General features: G+C 40.2%; 21 protein-coding genes and 1 tRNA gene. 12 read left to right on the top strand and 10 right to left on the bottom strand.

Translation table 11 applies throughout. From position 1 onward, the window contains the following. Positions 1–102: 102 nt before the first annotated feature. Together IPJ70_01650 and secG are read right to left on the bottom strand one after the other, a co-directional pair. Complete coding sequence (locus tag IPJ70_01650; GenBank protein ID QQR82795.1) at positions 103–1,815, bottom strand: hypothetical protein; 1,713 nt, start codon at positions 1,813–1,815, stop codon at positions 103–105. Positions 1,816–1,857: 42 nt separating this feature from the next. Continuing rightward, entirely contained in the window at positions 1,858–2,079 is a 222-nt protein-coding gene (secG, locus tag IPJ70_01645; GenBank protein QQR82794.1) for a preprotein translocase subunit SecG, read from the bottom strand. Between the two features lie 105 nt (positions 2,080–2,184). On the opposite strand from secG, the gene IPJ70_01640 reads away from it, so the two are divergent. The 7 genes from IPJ70_01640 to IPJ70_01610 all read left to right on the top strand — a co-directional run bounded on the left by IPJ70_01640 (position 2,185) and on the right by IPJ70_01610 (position 8,485). Next, entirely contained in the window at positions 2,185–3,846 is a 1,662-nt protein-coding gene (locus IPJ70_01640) for an FAD-binding oxidoreductase (protein QQR82793.1), read from the top strand. Positions 3,847–3,952: 106 nt separating this feature from the next. Beyond that, the gene (locus tag IPJ70_01635) at positions 3,953–4,285 is read left to right on the top strand and encodes a co-chaperone GroES (protein QQR82792.1); all 333 of its coding nucleotides are present in this window, start codon (positions 3,953–3,955) and stop codon (positions 4,283–4,285) included. 127 nt (positions 4,286–4,412) lie between these two features. Beyond that, positions 4,413–6,047 (top strand): chaperonin GroEL, encoded by a 1,635-nt coding sequence (gene groL / locus IPJ70_01630; GenBank protein QQR82791.1) that lies wholly within the window; start codon positions 4,413–4,415, stop codon positions 6,045–6,047. A 329-nt stretch (positions 6,048–6,376) separates the two neighbouring features. Continuing rightward, entirely contained in the window at positions 6,377–6,916 is a 540-nt protein-coding gene (locus IPJ70_01625) for a LemA family protein (protein QQR82790.1), read from the top strand. A 5-nt stretch (positions 6,917–6,921) separates the two neighbouring features. Then, a complete protein-coding gene (locus IPJ70_01620; protein QQR82789.1) occupies positions 6,922–7,125 on the top strand; it encodes a hypothetical protein in 204 nt (67 codons plus the stop codon). A gap of 76 nt (positions 7,126–7,201) precedes the next feature. Further along, positions 7,202–8,098: a M48 family metalloprotease gene (locus tag IPJ70_01615; GenBank protein QQR82788.1), complete on the top strand. Its 897-nt coding sequence runs from the start codon at positions 7,202–7,204 to the stop codon at positions 8,096–8,098. Between the two features lie 3 nt (positions 8,099–8,101). Continuing rightward, the gene (locus IPJ70_01610; GenBank protein ID QQR82787.1) at positions 8,102–8,485 is read left to right on the top strand and encodes a hypothetical protein; all 384 of its coding nucleotides are present in this window, start codon (positions 8,102–8,104) and stop codon (positions 8,483–8,485) included. A gap of 18 nt (positions 8,486–8,503) precedes the next feature. Here the strand turns inward: IPJ70_01610 and IPJ70_01605 are convergent, their stop codons facing one another. Together IPJ70_01605 and IPJ70_01600 are read right to left on the bottom strand one after the other, a co-directional pair. Beyond that, a complete protein-coding gene (locus IPJ70_01605; GenBank protein QQR82786.1) occupies positions 8,504–8,635 on the bottom strand; it encodes a lmo0937 family membrane protein in 132 nt (43 codons plus the stop codon). Between the two features lie 17 nt (positions 8,636–8,652). Further along, on the bottom strand, positions 8,653–9,195 hold the full coding sequence (locus IPJ70_01600) for an RNA polymerase sigma factor (GenBank protein ID QQR82785.1): 543 nt from the start codon (positions 9,193–9,195) through the stop codon (positions 8,653–8,655). Positions 9,196–9,432: 237 nt separating this feature from the next. On the opposite strand from IPJ70_01600, the gene IPJ70_01595 reads away from it, so the two are divergent. The 5 genes from IPJ70_01595 (at position 9,433) to IPJ70_01575 (ending at position 12,159) form a co-directional block, all read left to right on the top strand. Continuing rightward, positions 9,433–10,008 (top strand): PAS domain-containing protein, encoded by a 576-nt coding sequence (locus IPJ70_01595; GenBank protein ID QQR82784.1) that lies wholly within the window; start codon positions 9,433–9,435, stop codon positions 10,006–10,008. A 77-nt stretch (positions 10,009–10,085) separates the two neighbouring features. Beyond that, a complete protein-coding gene (locus IPJ70_01590; protein QQR82783.1) occupies positions 10,086–10,445 on the top strand; it encodes a YggT family protein in 360 nt (119 codons plus the stop codon). A gap of 58 nt (positions 10,446–10,503) precedes the next feature. Next, on the top strand, positions 10,504–10,698 hold the full coding sequence (locus IPJ70_01585) for a hypothetical protein (protein ID QQR82782.1): 195 nt from the start codon (positions 10,504–10,506) through the stop codon (positions 10,696–10,698). Between the two features lie 404 nt (positions 10,699–11,102). Continuing rightward, positions 11,103–11,351: a hypothetical protein gene (locus tag IPJ70_01580; protein QQR82781.1), complete on the top strand. Its 249-nt coding sequence runs from the start codon at positions 11,103–11,105 to the stop codon at positions 11,349–11,351. 154 nt (positions 11,352–11,505) lie between these two features. Further along, complete coding sequence (locus IPJ70_01575; protein ID QQR82780.1) at positions 11,506–12,159, top strand: hypothetical protein; 654 nt, start codon at positions 11,506–11,508, stop codon at positions 12,157–12,159. Between the two features lie 46 nt (positions 12,160–12,205). Here the strand turns inward: IPJ70_01575 and IPJ70_01570 are convergent, their stop codons facing one another. The 6 genes from IPJ70_01570 to IPJ70_01545 form a co-directional block, all read right to left on the bottom strand. Continuing rightward, the gene (locus IPJ70_01570; GenBank protein ID QQR82779.1) at positions 12,206–12,757 is read right to left on the bottom strand and encodes a hypothetical protein; all 552 of its coding nucleotides are present in this window, start codon (positions 12,755–12,757) and stop codon (positions 12,206–12,208) included. Between the two features lie 31 nt (positions 12,758–12,788). Next, on the bottom strand, positions 12,789–13,256 hold the full coding sequence (locus IPJ70_01565; GenBank protein ID QQR82778.1) for a hypothetical protein: 468 nt from the start codon (positions 13,254–13,256) through the stop codon (positions 12,789–12,791). An 88-nt stretch (positions 13,257–13,344) separates the two neighbouring features. Continuing rightward, positions 13,345–14,202: a hypothetical protein gene (locus IPJ70_01560; protein QQR82777.1), complete on the bottom strand. Its 858-nt coding sequence runs from the start codon at positions 14,200–14,202 to the stop codon at positions 13,345–13,347. 174 nt (positions 14,203–14,376) lie between these two features. Continuing rightward, positions 14,377–14,461, bottom strand: a tRNA-Ser gene (locus tag IPJ70_01555). A 115-nt stretch (positions 14,462–14,576) separates the two neighbouring features. Continuing rightward, positions 14,577–15,467, bottom strand: a complete 891-nt coding sequence (gene miaA, locus IPJ70_01550; protein QQR82776.1) for a tRNA (adenosine(37)-N6)-dimethylallyltransferase MiaA — start codon at positions 15,465–15,467, stop codon at positions 14,577–14,579. Positions 15,468–15,470: 3 nt separating this feature from the next. Further along, positions 15,471–15,890 carry a hypothetical protein gene (locus IPJ70_01545; protein QQR82775.1) on the bottom strand — a complete coding sequence of 140 codons (420 nt, stop codon included), beginning with the start codon at positions 15,888–15,890 and terminating at the stop codon, positions 15,471–15,473. Position 15,891 lies beyond the last annotated feature (1 nt).

The raw sequence follows: 15,891 nt of genomic DNA, 5'->3' as shown, positions 1-15,891 counted from the left end.
TAGGCGTCGTTGTTGCACGCATAACGCGAATACGAGACCGATTCGGTCTTTGACCTGGTTGTCGTTCCATACGATTTCTTGAAATCAATAATTAATGAAATGCTAATAGGTGTTCTCCTTTACGAGAAAAGAAAATACATTTTGTGAGTTTATATACCACGTGTGGATATCCAAAAATCTTTCGGCTCCTTCTTGCACAGGTCCGGCATCAACACCGTGAATGTGTTCAGGAAGAACGTACAAAAAATCAGGAATATACACGAAGATGGCTGGAATATCTGCACGCCATTCAGTAAGAAATGATGCGTAGAGCGCGTTGCGCTTGGGTACATCAATAGTTCTTCGTAGTTCATCGAGTGTAGCATCAACGGTTGCGTTTGTATAGAGGGCGATGTTGAGTCCTGGAGCATTGCGTTGTGACGAGTGCCAAAATGGGTATGGATCTGCATCTCTTCCAAGCGCTTGTCCAAATAGTAGGGCCTCGTAGTCTCGTGGTTGAATAACGGTTTGATCGAGTTGTCCGAGGTCAAAAAGTTCAATTGAAACGGATGCACCAAGAGTATTCCATTGGTTTTGTATAAATTCAGCGACAAGTTTCAATTCAGGGCTGTTGACGGTTTTAATTGTGAACGAAAGTGACTCACCTTTTTTTGTGTAGATACCAGATTCAGCGTCTCGTTTCCAGCCATCGTTCTCAAGAACACCTCGTGCTTCATCAATAGAGTGGGTTTGAGATGTTGATGATTTCGTTATGTGCGGAGGAAGTGGGTCATATAAGGGTGTACCAAAGCCATTGAGCACCGTTTTGAGTATCTCTTGTCTGTCGAGTGCATATGAGAGTGCCTTACGTACAGCTTCGTTTGTAAAAATAGCTTTTTTATTATGATTGAGAAAAACACCAAACGTGCGAGGGAGTGGGTAGGAAAGTAGCAAATCTGTTTTTTTAAGAATAGTTTTGGTAGTAAATGGATCTATACCATGAAAGGATTCAATAACTCCTTGTTCGTATGCGGTAAGCAAATCTTTCTCATTTCCAAAGATGCGCATACTAATCCTTGAAATGTAAGGTGCTCCAAGTGTATTGTATTTGAATGATCGTAGAGTATAAAGTTGGACAGAGCCGTCGTTTTTTGTGTCGATACCCTCTATCATGTATGGCCCCGATCCTATAGGACGAACGTTATATGATGAGCCGTGAAAATCTTCAGCAGCAACACTTTCCCATATATGTTGTGGGAGAATACCGAGTGTCGTATTATGCAAAAAACCAGCATAGGCTTTAGATAGTGTAAAGCGAACAGTTCGAGTGTCGAGCGCCTCAACAGTAATTCCTTCCCACATGTTTTGTTTCGGACTTTGAATGCGTGGATCTTGAGCCATCGTAACGGTAAATACGACATCTTGAGCAGTCAGTGGCATCATGTCGTGAAAACGTGCATCTTTTTTTATAACAAAGGTATAGATTGTTCCGTCTTCAGAAATAGAGTAAGATTCCGCGAGGTCTTCTGTAAGTTCGCCACCGCGTTGTGCTCGCATGAGTCCTGAGTACGTCAAAATGGTTAAATCTTTATCTGCTTCAGTTTGCGCAAGAAGTGGGTTAATGAAACGTGGAGTTCCGACAATACCTTCGGAAAGTGATCCTCCAGGTGCAGGGATGTTTATTGTAAGAATAGAGTGCACGCGGACGACCATCCATAGCGCGCTTAGGGTAAAAATACCAAAAAGAATTGCAACAAAAACCTTTTCAAGAAAAGAGAACGAGGATATAGCTTTATGAATGTGCCCGGTTCCGGGTATATGGAATTCTCGATCCATGTCGTGTAAGAGATAAGGTGTGAAAATAGAGCAAAAAAGCTCTTATCGAAGAACCAATGCTGCGATAGCTGAAACCGTAAAAAGTATTGCAACAACAATGGTTGCTGTAAAAATCATTTGTTCTGCACCGCGTCGTGTTCGACGCACTCCACCGTCATCGCTTCCAAAAGCACTTCCTAAACCAGCATCCGATTGCTGTATAAGGATAAGTGTAATTAAAAGTAACGAGAGACCGATTTGAATGAAAGGAATAAAAGTTGTCATAATGTGTATCTATACTAAGAAAACCTACTATAGCATACCGTGGCGTGTTGGTGAAGTGTGTATGTTTCGTTGTGATTTTTCCCTACAATAGCGTACACTATTTGCATGAAAGAAGATTTGCATGAAGATCTTACTCATTGTATTTCAGGAGATGTGTACACTGATGGTGATGTTGTGCATACACGTAGTATTGACACATCTCTTTTTTCACTTCAACCGCAGGCAGTGGTATTTCCGCGCACTGTTGCAGATGTACAGGCGCTTGTCGCGTATGCTTCGAGCCACGGGCTTTCACTTACAGGTCGTTCTGCTGGAACGGGAATGGATGGAGGTGCGTTGAGTGAAAGTATTGTTGTTGATTTTGGATCTTACTTTACAACAATTGGAGTTATTACCGCGGACGTGCGCGGTGATTCGGGGCATGTGTCAGTACAACCAGGAGTGTTGTATCGAACATTTGAAAAAGAAACACTTAAGCGAAATTTTTTGATGCCGTCGTATCCAGCGTCGCGAGAGTTATGCATGATCGGGGGTATGACAGCAAATAATGCAGGGGGCGAATTAACGCTACGATACGGTAAGGTTGAAAATTTTGTTGAGAGTATACGTGCAGTTCTTTCAGATGGAAACGAATATGTGCTCGGACCGCTTTCGCACGATGAACTTCATATAAAATTACTCCAGAGAGATTTTGAAGGTGATATATACAGGAACATGTATACGTTGGTGACTGATTCATATGACAGTATTCAAAAGGCTCGCCCGAAGGTCTCAAAAAATTCAGCGGGGTATGCCTTATGGAGTGTCTATGATCGAGAACGCGACATATTTGATCTCTCAAAGTTATTTGTTGGTTCACAAGGGACACTCGGCCTTATTACAGAGACGACATTTCGGCTTATTCGTCCCAATCAGCACTCTGTGATGGTTGTTGTATTTCTTGATTCTATTGAAGACCTTGAGCGGTATGTATCAATTACACTTGCGCACAAACCAACAACGTTTGAATCATATGATGATAAAACACTGACGCTTGCATTACGATTTTTTTGGGAATTTATTAAGCGTCTTGGAGTTCGTAATATTTTTTCACTCGCGATACACAACATATCAGAAGCACTCTCTATACTTCGGTACGGTATTCCACAGCTAGTGTTGCAGATAACCTTTGATGGGGACGATGTGTTGGCGTTACGTGCTCAAGCTGAGCAATTGGCCCACGATCTGATACCGTTACAACCTCGATACACCCAGGTTGTGAGTTCAAAAAAAGAAATGGATGAGTATTGGCTTATTCGTCGAGAAAGTTTTAATCTCCTACGTCAAAGGGTGCATGGAAAGAAAACAGCACCATTCATTGATGACATTGTGGTTCCTCCAGATACGTTGTCTGAATTTCTACCTAAATTGTATGCAATTCTTGATGAGTATAAGGAATATATGGTTCACAATATTGCGGGGCATATTGGAAATGGAAATTTTCACATCATTCCTTTGATGGATCTCACAAATGAAAAAGCACGCGCCGTTATTCCCGAAGTGGCTCGTCGTGTGTATGATCTCGTACTTTCGTATGGAGGATCAACAACCGGTGAACATAATGATGGCATAATTCGAACACCATTTTTGAAACAGCAGTTTGGTGATGAAATGTATGCGTTGTTTGAAAAAACCAAAAAAATATTTGATCCAAAAAATATCTTTAACCCAGGAAAGAAAGTTGGAGGTACATTAGAGTATGCAATGATGCATATCAAAAAAGAGTAGGTACCCTTGTGTCAATAGCTTCGTGAAGCGTATACTACTGCACCTATAAAGGTGTGTGGTTTGCATCACCTTTCTTTTATAAGAAATTATTCTTATCTCATATACTATGGCTAAACATAAGACTGTACAACAAGTAAAAAAAGAGGGTGTGACCCCTCTTGGTGATCGCGTATTACTCAAACCATTATCTGCAGATGAGTATGCTACAAAACGGGCTTCAGGAATTATTATTCCGGAGACGGTGGACAAAGAGCGACCAGAACAAGGAAAGGTCATTGCTGTTGGACCAGGGCGATACGATGATGGAGTGTTGGTTCCTATGCGAGTGAAGGTTGGTGACACGGTTGTGTTTTCAAAGTATGGATATGATGAAATAAAAATAGATGGAGTTGAATATTTTATTTTGAAAGAAGAGAGCATTCTTGCCGTTATTAAATAAGCACGAAATTCGAAGTACGAAACTCGAAACAAATTTGAAATTCTAAGGTAAAATGTTTGAAACCTTTGAATTTAAAGAGTAGAAACTGTTTGGGATTTCGATATTTGGATTTCGAATTTAATCTACTATGACCAGTAAAAAAATTCTTTTTGATACAGAAGCACGAGACGCACTCAAGCGTGGTATTGATAAAGTTGCTCGCGCCGTTCGCGTGACGATTGGTCCACGTGGGCGAAACGCAGTTCTTGAAAAAGGGTATGGTGCGCCTATGATAACGAATGATGGAGTGTCTATTGCAAAAGAAATAGAGTTGTCGGACAAGTTTGAAAACATGGGTGCAGAAATTGTAAAAGATGTTGCAGGTAAAACAAATGATAGTGCTGGAGATGGTACAACAACAGCTATCGTGCTGTTGCAGGCCCTTGTTACCGAAGGATTGCGTCACACAACACTGGGGGTAAACTCCATGGCAATTCGTCGTGGTATGGAGCGTGCAGGTGTTGATGTTGTAAAAGCATTACATACTCTTGCAAAACCAATAAAAAATAAAGAGGAAATACAACAAGTGGCAATGATTTCTTCTGAGTCTGAAGGGTTAGGAAAAATTATTGCAGAGACGATCGATACGGTTGGTAAGGATGGTGTGGTGACTGTCGAGGAATCACAAACACTCGGCGTTGATTCCGAGGTTGTTGAAGGTCTCGCGTTTGATAAGGGGTATATATCGCCATACATGGTGACGAACAGTGAGCGCATGGAGGCAGAATATCGAGATGTTGCCGTGATGGTAACAGACAAGAAAATTTCAGTGATTAAAGAGATCCTTCCTCTTCTTGAGGGACTCGCACAAAGTGGAACAAAAGAACTGGTTATTATTGCAGATGATATTGATGGTGAAGCGCTTGCAACATTTGTAGTTAATAAACTACGTGGTGGATTTAATGTACTTGCAATTAAAGCCCCTGGATTCGGTGATCGAAAGAAAGAAGTACTTGCTGATATTGCAATTACTGTTGGTGCAAAGGTGATTTCAGAAGAAACAGGAATAAAACTGGAGAAAGCGACGGTTGCAATGTTTGGAAAGGCCCGACGTGTTGTTTCTACAAAAGATGGAACGGTGATTGTTGGCGGAAAGGGAAAAAAATCTGATATTGATGCACGAGTTGCTCAACTCAGAACACAACTTGCAAATACAGATTCAAAATACGACAAAGAAAAACTCCAAGAGCGAATTGGAAAACTGTCCGGTGGTGTTGCCGTGATTCGTGTGGGAGCCGCGACAGAGACTGAAATGAAATACTTGAAGTTGAAAATCGAGGATGCGGTGAATGCAACAAAAGCGGCTATTGAAGAAGGGATTGTGCCCGGTGGAGGTAGCGCGCTCGTTAAGGTTGCCAAAAAACTTTCTAGTGAAAAAAAAGAAGTTGTGACCGCAGAAAGTATTGGGTATGACATTGTAATAAAAGCGTTATGTGCTCCATTGCAACAAATTGCGATAAACGCTGGAAAAGAAGATGGGTTAGTTATTGTTGAAAAAGTAAAAGAAGGAGAAAAAAATTCTGGATACAACGCGGCTGATGACGTTATTGTAAATGATATGTTGGAAGCAGGAATTGTTGATCCGGTAAAAGTAACGCGTTCAGCACTTCAAAATGCGGTTTCTGCAGCGGCAATACTCATTACTACTGAAGTGGCAATTGCGGAAGAGCCAAAGGAAGAAAAAGTGGCACCTCACGAGCACGGTGGGGGAATGGAATATTAAAAAGTGTCACACATGATCAAGAACACCTCGTTTTTAGTTGAAACGAGGTGTTACTTGCTTTTTAGTAAGTATGTGCTATAATATAAAATAGATGTACCACTTCACGGAGGGGTCATGAAGAGAATTTTCCAATTGTGGCTGGAGTTGCCCGCAGAATCGCGGTGGGCTCTCTATGCCACCGCCGCGCTGGGGTGTGTGCTCGGCTATCTGGTAAACTAAGATAGCATTCGCACCCACTCAAAAGGTCTCGCTTACGGCGAGGCCTTTTCAATTTATATGCTACAATTAGTCCACTATTTTATAGGTATAATAACTTCCATAACACTCGTATGTATATTCTTATAGGTATTGCGCTGGTCATTGTGTGGGGAATTTTTTCGTACAATCGCTTTGTTCAATATGCTAACCGTGCTGATGAGGCGTGGTCAGATATCGATGTACAACTCAAGCGTCGATATGATCTTATTCCAAATCTCGTTGAGGCTGTTAAGGGATATGCGACACATGAACGCGAAGCGTTTGAGAGTGTGACTAAGGCGCGCGCCGCAGCTATGGGGGCACAGACAATGGAGCAACATGCCAAAGCTGAAAATGCACTTGCGGGAACACTTAAATCACTCTTTGCAATTGCTGAGGCGTATCCTGAGCTTAAGGCAAATCAAAATTTCCTTGAGTTACAACGTGAATTGTCTGATACAGAAAATAAAATCCAGGCAGCGCGACGTTTTTATAACAGCACCGTTCGTGATCTCAACACGGCGTCCGCATCATTTCCAGGAAATGTTGTTGCTCGCATGTTTGGTTTTACAAAACGTGCATTCTTTGATATTGAGGAAGGTGAGCGGGAGCCTGTCAAAGTACAGTTTTAGGTAAGTTGGAAATCACTCTCTCAATGCCATCTGTGTACTCACACTTTAATCGAAATGTAAGCTCTGTATGGTACTTGGTACTCATTGTTGTTGTTTTGATTGGGACAATAACATGGCGAACCTATTTGCTTATTCAAAAAATTGAAATAGCAAATCAAAAAATGGTGGCAGATATTGGTGACCTTATGACCGTTAATCAGCCGCGATAACTCAAAGCACAAAATTCAAAAATTGACAGCAAAATTTTTTGAACTTTGAAATTTGGATTTTGAACTTGTGTATAGTATGTCTTCTCTCTATTCACACAAAGAAAGTAATATTGCTAAAACATGGCTTCTCATGGTTGTATTTTTGTGTCTTATTGTTGTTCTCGGATGGTTCTTTGGAAGAGTCTATAATGCCCCAGAACTTGTCTATATCGCTGTTATATTCAGTCTGGTGATGAACGTGAGTAGCTACTGGTACTCTGACACATTGGCGCTTTCCTTATCTGGTGCTCGACCCGCATCGCGTGAAGAGTTTTTTGATTTGTATACCGTTACAGAAAATTTGTCTATTACTGCTGGGGTGCCTATGCCCAGAATCTATGTTATTTCTGACGATGCGCCGAATGCATTTGCAACAGGGAGAAATCCAGAACATGCAACTATCGCAGTGACGACGGGATTGTTGCGTGTGTTGGATAGAGCGGAACTCGAAGGTGTTGTGGCGCACGAACTTTCGCACATACGAAACTGGGATATTCTCTTGTCGACCGTGGTGGTCATTGTTGTTGGGTTTATTGTGGTACTTTCTGATTTTTTTATGCGCTCATCATTCCGTATGCGGGGGAATGATGATAGTCGTGGGAATACTCTTTTTATACTGATCGGTTTTGTTCTTGCAATTTTGACACCTATCGCTGGTATGTGTATTCAATTGGCTATTTCACGAAAGCGTGAATTTTTAGCCGATGCTTCAGGTGCACTTCTTACGAGATACCCAGAAGGTTTGGCGAAAGCTCTGGAAAAGATTTCTTCGTATACACAACCAATGAAGCGGGTGAATAAAGCAACCGCACATCTTTTTATCAGTAGTCCATTAGGTGGAACACAAGAGAAAAAAAGTGAATTCTTTGGAAAGTTATTTTTAACGCACCCACCAGTGTCTGAGCGAATAGCAGCTCTTCTTGGAACACGCTAATATATGTCACATATTCCTTTTATATCAACAACATGGAAAGAGGGTAAGGTGTGGGATCTGTGGATGCTGGTGCACTTTTTTTCAGGTGTGACTGTTGGATTTGCAAATTCTTTCCTTGGACTTTCTGTTGAAACACTCTTTTTTGCTACGTCCGCTGGGATGATTGTGTGGGAAATTATTGAAATTTTTAATGGTGTGCACGAAGTGGCCGAAAATCGTATTCTCGATGTATTGCTTGGGCTAATTGGACTTTTTGGGGCAGTAGAGGTTGCTCGTTATTTTTCACTCAAACAACAGCATGGCGCATTTTATATAAGTGCGTGTGTTCTTGCGTTTGGTTGCTACTTGGGTTGGCGAGCCTACCAAAGACGGACCTTGGAAGTGTAGATTTTTAAGCGTGTAGATTTATGTTAAGAGTCGAACGATAAGAACAATAAGCGCAATGACCAGTACGAGGTGAATAAGACTACCTCCTACACTAAAGCTAAATCCAAGAAGCCACAAGGCGAATAGAATGACAATGATGGTCCAAAGCATATTTTTTAAATTAATGATTAATGAATATGAACTTGGGTACTTCCATACAATAATCTGAGTTTGCTGAGACCTCTATGAATTTGTACGGCAATTGTATTTTTTGATTGTCCTGTGATAAGAGAAATTTCCTTGAGAGATAAATCTTGTATGTATCGCATACGCATTGTTTTTTGATATTTATCTGGGAGATGATCGATGAGTTCTATAAGTGCTTTTCCATCAAATGTGTTATGAAGATGTTCTGTGTTGTCTTCATCGTGTGGATCAAACCCTTTTTCTAAAAGTGTATCAAGTGATGTTGTTTTGTGTTTTCGATACTCATCAACAATAAGATTATTCAAAATATGATAGAGAAACGCTTTCATTATGTGAATCTCTCCTCCACGAACAAGGTATACCCATGTTTTCATAAAGGTATTTTGTACTAAATCTTCCCCCACAATATGACTACTTGTTTTAAAAAAGGCACGAGCGTTGAGACCTTTTTGGTAGTCTGTGTACGCCGTGGAGAGTACGGATCGTAGCTGGTTTTCTTTTTTAGGGCTTACTCGAGTCATCATACATGGTATAAATTCAGACGAACATACAAGTAGACTATTACAAAAGTGTTACAAAAATATTTGTAGACACTAAAAAGCGTTACTGCTGTGTGTGATATTACACAGTATGTAAGATCTGCTTACAAATATATTACAGCGGCGCTACGCCGGGAGGTGGGTATCAGTACCTGTAGTATAACACGTTATGACGACATTGATATTTTGTAATACATGTCATTTTTGGACGACTATAAGAGTATGAAAACCAACACAGATACAAAAAAGTACTCACTTGAAAATCAAGGGGAGGATTTTTTTGCACGTTTATGGGAAGAAAGTTGGACGTACATTCGAACGGTTGTTGATGTCGTTCGTGAACCGGTTCTCGTTCTAGATAAAGAACTCCGCGTTATGACAGCTAATGAGTCTTTTTATAAAAAGTTTCAAGTCGAGCCAAAAGATACCGAAGGAGTGGTTGTATATAAGCTCGGTAACGGTCAGTGGAATATTCCAGCGTTACGAAAACTTCTTGAGGATATCTTGCCCAAGAATACCTTCTTTAAAGGTTTTGAGGTTGATCATGAGTTTCAGTTTATTGGACGCAAAGTAATGATTCTCAATGCCCGAGAAATTCATTCAAAGAGGATAGAAACAAAAGGATCGTTTCCACCAATCATACTTTTGGCGATGGAGGATATTACCGACATGATGGGGGTTGCTGAAATGTTGGCAAATCATACCAACCAATTTGAGGCAAAAATGGCAGAACGAACAGAACAATTGGAAATGCACATAAAAAAACTACAAAAGGAAATTAAAACAATCAAGAAATAAAACAAGAACAAGCAAATTAGACTTCTATTAAAAGAACATATTAAAAAATAACTTATCTGCATACTGCAGTACTATATATGGACTCATTTAATTCTCCAACAACAAAACCACTATATCGAGGCACACAAATTGTCTGGTATGTCCTAGGTATCATTGAAGTGTTGCTAGTTTTTCGCTTCGCTTTAAAACTCTTTGGTGCAAATCCGATCGCTGGGTTTAGTAGTCTCATTTACGAGATAACGTACATTTTCGCTACACCTTTTATTAGTGTGTTTCGTGTGACGTATGTTCAAGGTAGTGTTTTTGAATGGACGACACTTCTTGCAATGTTGGTGTATTGGATTGTTGCTATTGGCGTTACAAAATTACTTGTTATGGGAAAAACAGTTTCTACACCTGAAGCCGCAGTAAAATTGAACGAGCAAGAACAACAATAGTGATACTCAACATCCACATCTGCTTACTAACCATTACTACAATACTAATAAAAAATATATGACCGACGATATCACACAAAAAGACAAAGAAATGGAACAAAAAGATGAAGATGCAAAACAAAAAGATATAGAAGCACAAACCCAGAGCGAGCAGACACACAAAGCAGAGGTACAGGCAGCAGCGGCACACATTGGTGCTGCCGAAGAACATATAAAGCGTGCGGATGAGCAGGTAGAAAAAAGTAATTCATAATATTTTCTGTCCGCATGTACTCATGGTACATGGGTGAACAAAAAACTAGTGTGATATCACGGGATATTTTAGGATCCACATTGATTCTCATCAATATGAACACTAGATGGGGTACGTAATATGGTATGCCACAAAAGTATGTTGGTGATGTAATGCAGTTGTGCTTCGATCGGCTTATACAGTAGAGGCGCAAACACATCTAATTAGTACGTACATGTCAGACTCATTGACCCTATAAGTCGACTACGGAGCACTTTTTTGTAAGGGTATCTGTAGAGGAACATATTTTGAGCGTGTACCTTAGAGACTTCTTGCTTCGATGAATCATGAGATTCGACGATTCAGACGGCACGATGCGTCAAAACAAAAACCTAAGGTACTTTTATTTCTTAATACATTCAATTATGACTACAATAAAAAATTATGTGAAGATGGGACTTATTGTCGCTGCGTTTACGTTTCTTGGTGTTCCTGCCATTTCACATGCTGCAGTATATGCATATGTAGATAACGGTGGTTATGTAAAAGCCGTTGTTGCTAATGACTGGATGACAGCTATTGCTGTTGCTCCAAACATTTACATCCACAGTGGTGTTCTCTTGCTCAATAGTGCATCTGACAGTATTGTTGGTAACAATGTACGCGGATTCTAATTTGCAGACACCTAGGGAAAAGAGGGCGCATGTATATTGCGCTCTCTTTTTCAAACTTCGCAAGTAACAATTTTTTGACAAAAGCTCATACTACCCTTGTCTGGTGTAATAATAAAAATATAAAAAGCACACACATTATCTAATTACATTTTTTATGAAAAAATACGTTACGTTTTTCGTCACCTTAGTGCTCATCGGCTCGTTTGCTTTACCTGCTTTTGCGCAAACTGACACCGAGGTTTTGACGGCACAGATCCAGTCATTGAAACAAGAACTCATCAAACTACTGCTGGTGCGCGTTGAAGAATTGAAAGCCCAACTCAGTGAACTCCAAGCTGCGCAAGTGGGAGCTTCGACAGGCGTTTCAACGCTTATAATAGAATCTGTACCATTACTCTCCGGAGGAACTGCTCATGCGGGCACATCGGTCCCGGTATCATATTTGTACATACGCCACACCGGAAAGGAAAATGCAAAATTGGAAGGTTTCTGGGTCAAACAAAACGGTTCCGCGTCCACAAAAGCAGTCATTGGTTTTACATCCGTTGACGATAAAGAAATTGTGCACGGTTCGATTGGCGGAAACGAAGGTACCGCGCCGTTTAAAGACGGATCAGCATTCGTGCCGATGAACATCACCTTTACTCCCAGACAAGAGCGGCTTTTTACTATCAGGGCAGTACTCACCGACGACGTATCCTCATACACGGGCACACAACTCAAGATTGACGTCACTGGGATTGAATCAAATGCTCAGGAAAAGGGCACATTTCCAATTCGCGGAACAACGTGGACAATTGCATACTAATCACAAAAGCCCCCGTACGGGGGCTTTTGTTTTAGGACATTAGAGTTTATTTTGACAATTTCTTGGTCACTTCATCTAAGATGTCCGGGTGAAATTGTTTTATTTTTTCTAGAATAGTGCTTCCTGGTTTGCGTGCCCATTCAACAACTTTCTCAACTAAGTCACTTTTGTCATTTGGCATCCAAGAAGGTAGAGTAGGATATCTATATATTGTTATTTTTCCCTCCGACTCAAGTTGTAGTATTTTTTCTAATGCATTTTCAATTTTTTCTTCTTTAACAACGTCACATATATGATCGCAAACAAGTTCACAAGAAAAAGCTGTCTGTCCCGTCTTAAAATCAGCTCCTTCTAGTGTATATATGGAGCCGCGCAGGTCTTTATAGGCGTATTTGAGAGCGCCTTTGAACCTTTCGGCTATAAACGGCACTCCATCTTTAAGGCCGGTTTGATTAATAATGTCGCCATGATTTCCTAGAAACATGAGGCAATATTCTGGTTTTTTCATTGCATATATCCACGATTTCCCGTGAGTACTTACTCGTGGTTCAATACTTTTCAAGCCCTGTTTTTTTGATGAATGATAGACGTATTCCATATTTCTATGTTTTTGCGGAGGTGGAGAGATGTTATTGATCTATTAAACCTCCAATATATTTAGCTTCATAGACACAAATACCATCTTTAAAAATCTTTTCAGCACCAGAGAAGTTCTGCGCTTCTCCTATAAAATCATTTTCGTATCTCCAGCCCTTTTGTTCATATGAAACGGGGCCACGATACGGCATTTCAATAGTTGAATGTGAAAGAGATTGTATAAGGAAATCATACACTCCTTTATTTTCAACGCCCGTGTGTACAAAACCGTAGTACGTCATCATCCATATAGGTTTTTCATTAAGGAAAACAACCTCCCTCCCGCCATATGGTTCACCGCCGAAGTAGTTATCGTGGTATGTGTATATACCATTTGTATAACGAATAGTCGTTGACCCGTCGGGTTGTTTTTGCTTTAAGGATTCATCTCCTGAAGCATATGTCGCACGACTCGCTTCAAGAATAAATTTTTTAAGATCACTTGTATTAATAGTGTTCATAATAAGTTTTGTTATAAACTTTGTGGGTTACACGGGTATAGTACTTGTTATAAGGTCTTGTAAGGGTATTTAACATCCTCAGGTAACCTTATTTAAGGTTTGTGGGTTTATAGATTCTTCTGCGTCCTCTGCCAGCCTTAAGGTTTGTATATTTTCTATATTCACATCCAATACCCTCCCAATTTTCTGCGGATAGTCGTAATTGTTTTCTGTTGAAAGTTAAATCTGTATTTATTGGTAATAAAGAAAGGTCTTTGACAAGAAGTGTCGGATCTTTTGCTGGGTTTATTCGCCGCATTGTTGGGGCTGATCCAGGGCCAATAGGAAATCTGCCGAAGAGGTTAATATATTGCGGAAATTGATAGCTAATATCGATTAAAACCTCTGTCCATAGAAATCGGAGATTATATTTGAAAAGAGGAAGTATGATTTCCACTCCATCATACACAGACTTATGTTTCCAGGTAGCTATTTCTTTGGCTATCAATTTTATGACGGTAGGTAGATGCTGAGAAATAAATTTTTCTCTCGTTGGGGTATTGCTTTTCTGAATGACGCTTATGGGAAAAACATAAGGTGTACCAAAGCGTGGTCGTGGAGATGCCATAAGACCCTCGTATAATTTTATATTTTCTTTCTGGTCAAAAGAAAGTAGTCCAACAGATGTAACCGTTGTCGTCCGTGCAACCATTCGACAGTAAAACATATTCAAAAGCCACAATGGGAAGTTGTTTCTAATAGGATTTAGTAATTCATGAAATTCTATTGTCTGTCGGTCAAATTCTCTGAAGATGTTGCAGAAACGATAGGTTGAGAGAATGGGGTTTTTTGTGTATGGAGGTTTTTCGCCAATAATTTTTCTCTTCCATATATTGTTTCGTTCCTCTATAAACCAAGAAATTTCTTTGAGTAGGTTTTTATCTTTAAATAGAATATCCGCTTCCACAAAAGCGCTCACTACTTGTATGAAAATTCCAATGACGATATAGATTTTTTAGGGTATCAGGAAGTTCCATAATTTGCGCACCCGGGTTTGTGTTACTATCAGGTTCTTAATGTGAAGACGGAGAGATGTGAACTCATGGTGGTGTGACCTACACACACTTTCTCCTACACAAAGCGGAGGGTATGAGATTCGAACTCATGGTGCCTTGCGGCACACACGCTTTCCAAGCGTGCGCACTAGACCACTATGCGAACCCTCCGCTTTATTTGGGATTGCGATGTACAATACAATTACTTCGTCTTTGTGTAAATCTGGAACAATTATGCGCACCTAGACACTCTGCGAGCCCTCTCGAAGCTATTTATAGCATGAAGTTAGGAAGCCAGAAAATGCTCCACGGTTTTGAGGATTTTTTTAGTATCCGTTGGTTTAAACCACATGATATCTTCATTTCGTTTGAACCATGTTATTTGTCTCTTTGCATATTGGATAATCGCGTGCTCAAGTTGGACTAACATTTCTTGCTTTGTAAGTTTCTTTTGTAGATATCGAGAAACGTACCGATACTCGAGTCCTAGTTCCTCCATTCGTTTCCATGAAAGCCCTTGTTTGTGAAGGTTTTGCACTTCTGCAATGAGACCTAATCGTAGGCGTTTGATAAGTCGCTTGTGGATATTGTCCTGTAATTTTTCTTTAGGGAGATTGAGACCAATAAAAAGTGGGGAATACAAATTTTTCTTTTTTGTTCTTGGAACTTTGCCCAACGCATCGACGATTTCGAGTGCGCGAATAAGTCGTCGTTTGTTGTGTGTATCAATAGTTTTTGCACGGGCAGAATCTTTTTTTTCTAAAATAGAAAAGAGTTTTTCTGTGGAAAATTTTTCTAAGCGAGTGCGTAGTTTCTTGTTTGGAGGTACTTCGGGGACTTGGAGTCCATATACGACAGTATCGATGTACTGACCGGTACCACCGACAAGAATTGGTATGCGTTTGTACCGATATATCGGTACAAACGCATTGTGGGTATCACGGACGAAATCGGCGACTGTGTATTGGTGTTTTGGAGACAGAACATTAAGAAGATGGTGGGGAATACCCCCCATTTCTTTTTTTGTTACTTTTCCGGTTCCAAGATTGAGTCCGGTATATACTTGTCGTGAATCTGCAGACACAATTTCTCCATTGTATTTTTTTGCAATAGTAACAGCACAGTCACTTTTTCCGGTAGCTGTTGGGCCGAGAATAACGATGAGTTTTTGCTTCATGTACTATTTCAGGTAGGTCACTTTCTTTTTCTTGAGATAAAATCCTTTTGATTTTTTTGTTATTGCAAGAATACTGATAACCGCGATATAGGTCGCGATGACTTCAGTGGGCATTATGTAAGTGTACCGAAAAACCATTCCAACAATAAAAAGCCCCAAAAGTAGGATAGTCCATACGATGACGTACACTTCTCCCATATGTCTTCCTGAAAGTTGGTCGTGCCAGCGTTCAAATTCTTTTTCGGTGCTATAAATTGCAAGTATGGCAGTGTAAATAACACTGACTGGTTCAACAATGTTGGGAATTCCATTGCTCGTTATAAAGTCCCAAATAATGACACCAAATAGCAATAAACACCACCCGTTGAGTACATATCGCCAGGAATAGGAATTTAGGCCAAAGTTTTCTAGGATACTTTTCATG

Source organism: Candidatus Campbellbacteria bacterium, from assembly GCA_016699465.1.
Lineage (GTDB): Bacteria > Patescibacteriota > Minisyncoccia > Phycocordibacterales > EsbW-18 > EsbW-18.
Note: the sequence above shows the minus strand (reverse complement) of the source record. Positions and strands in the feature narration are given on the sequence as shown.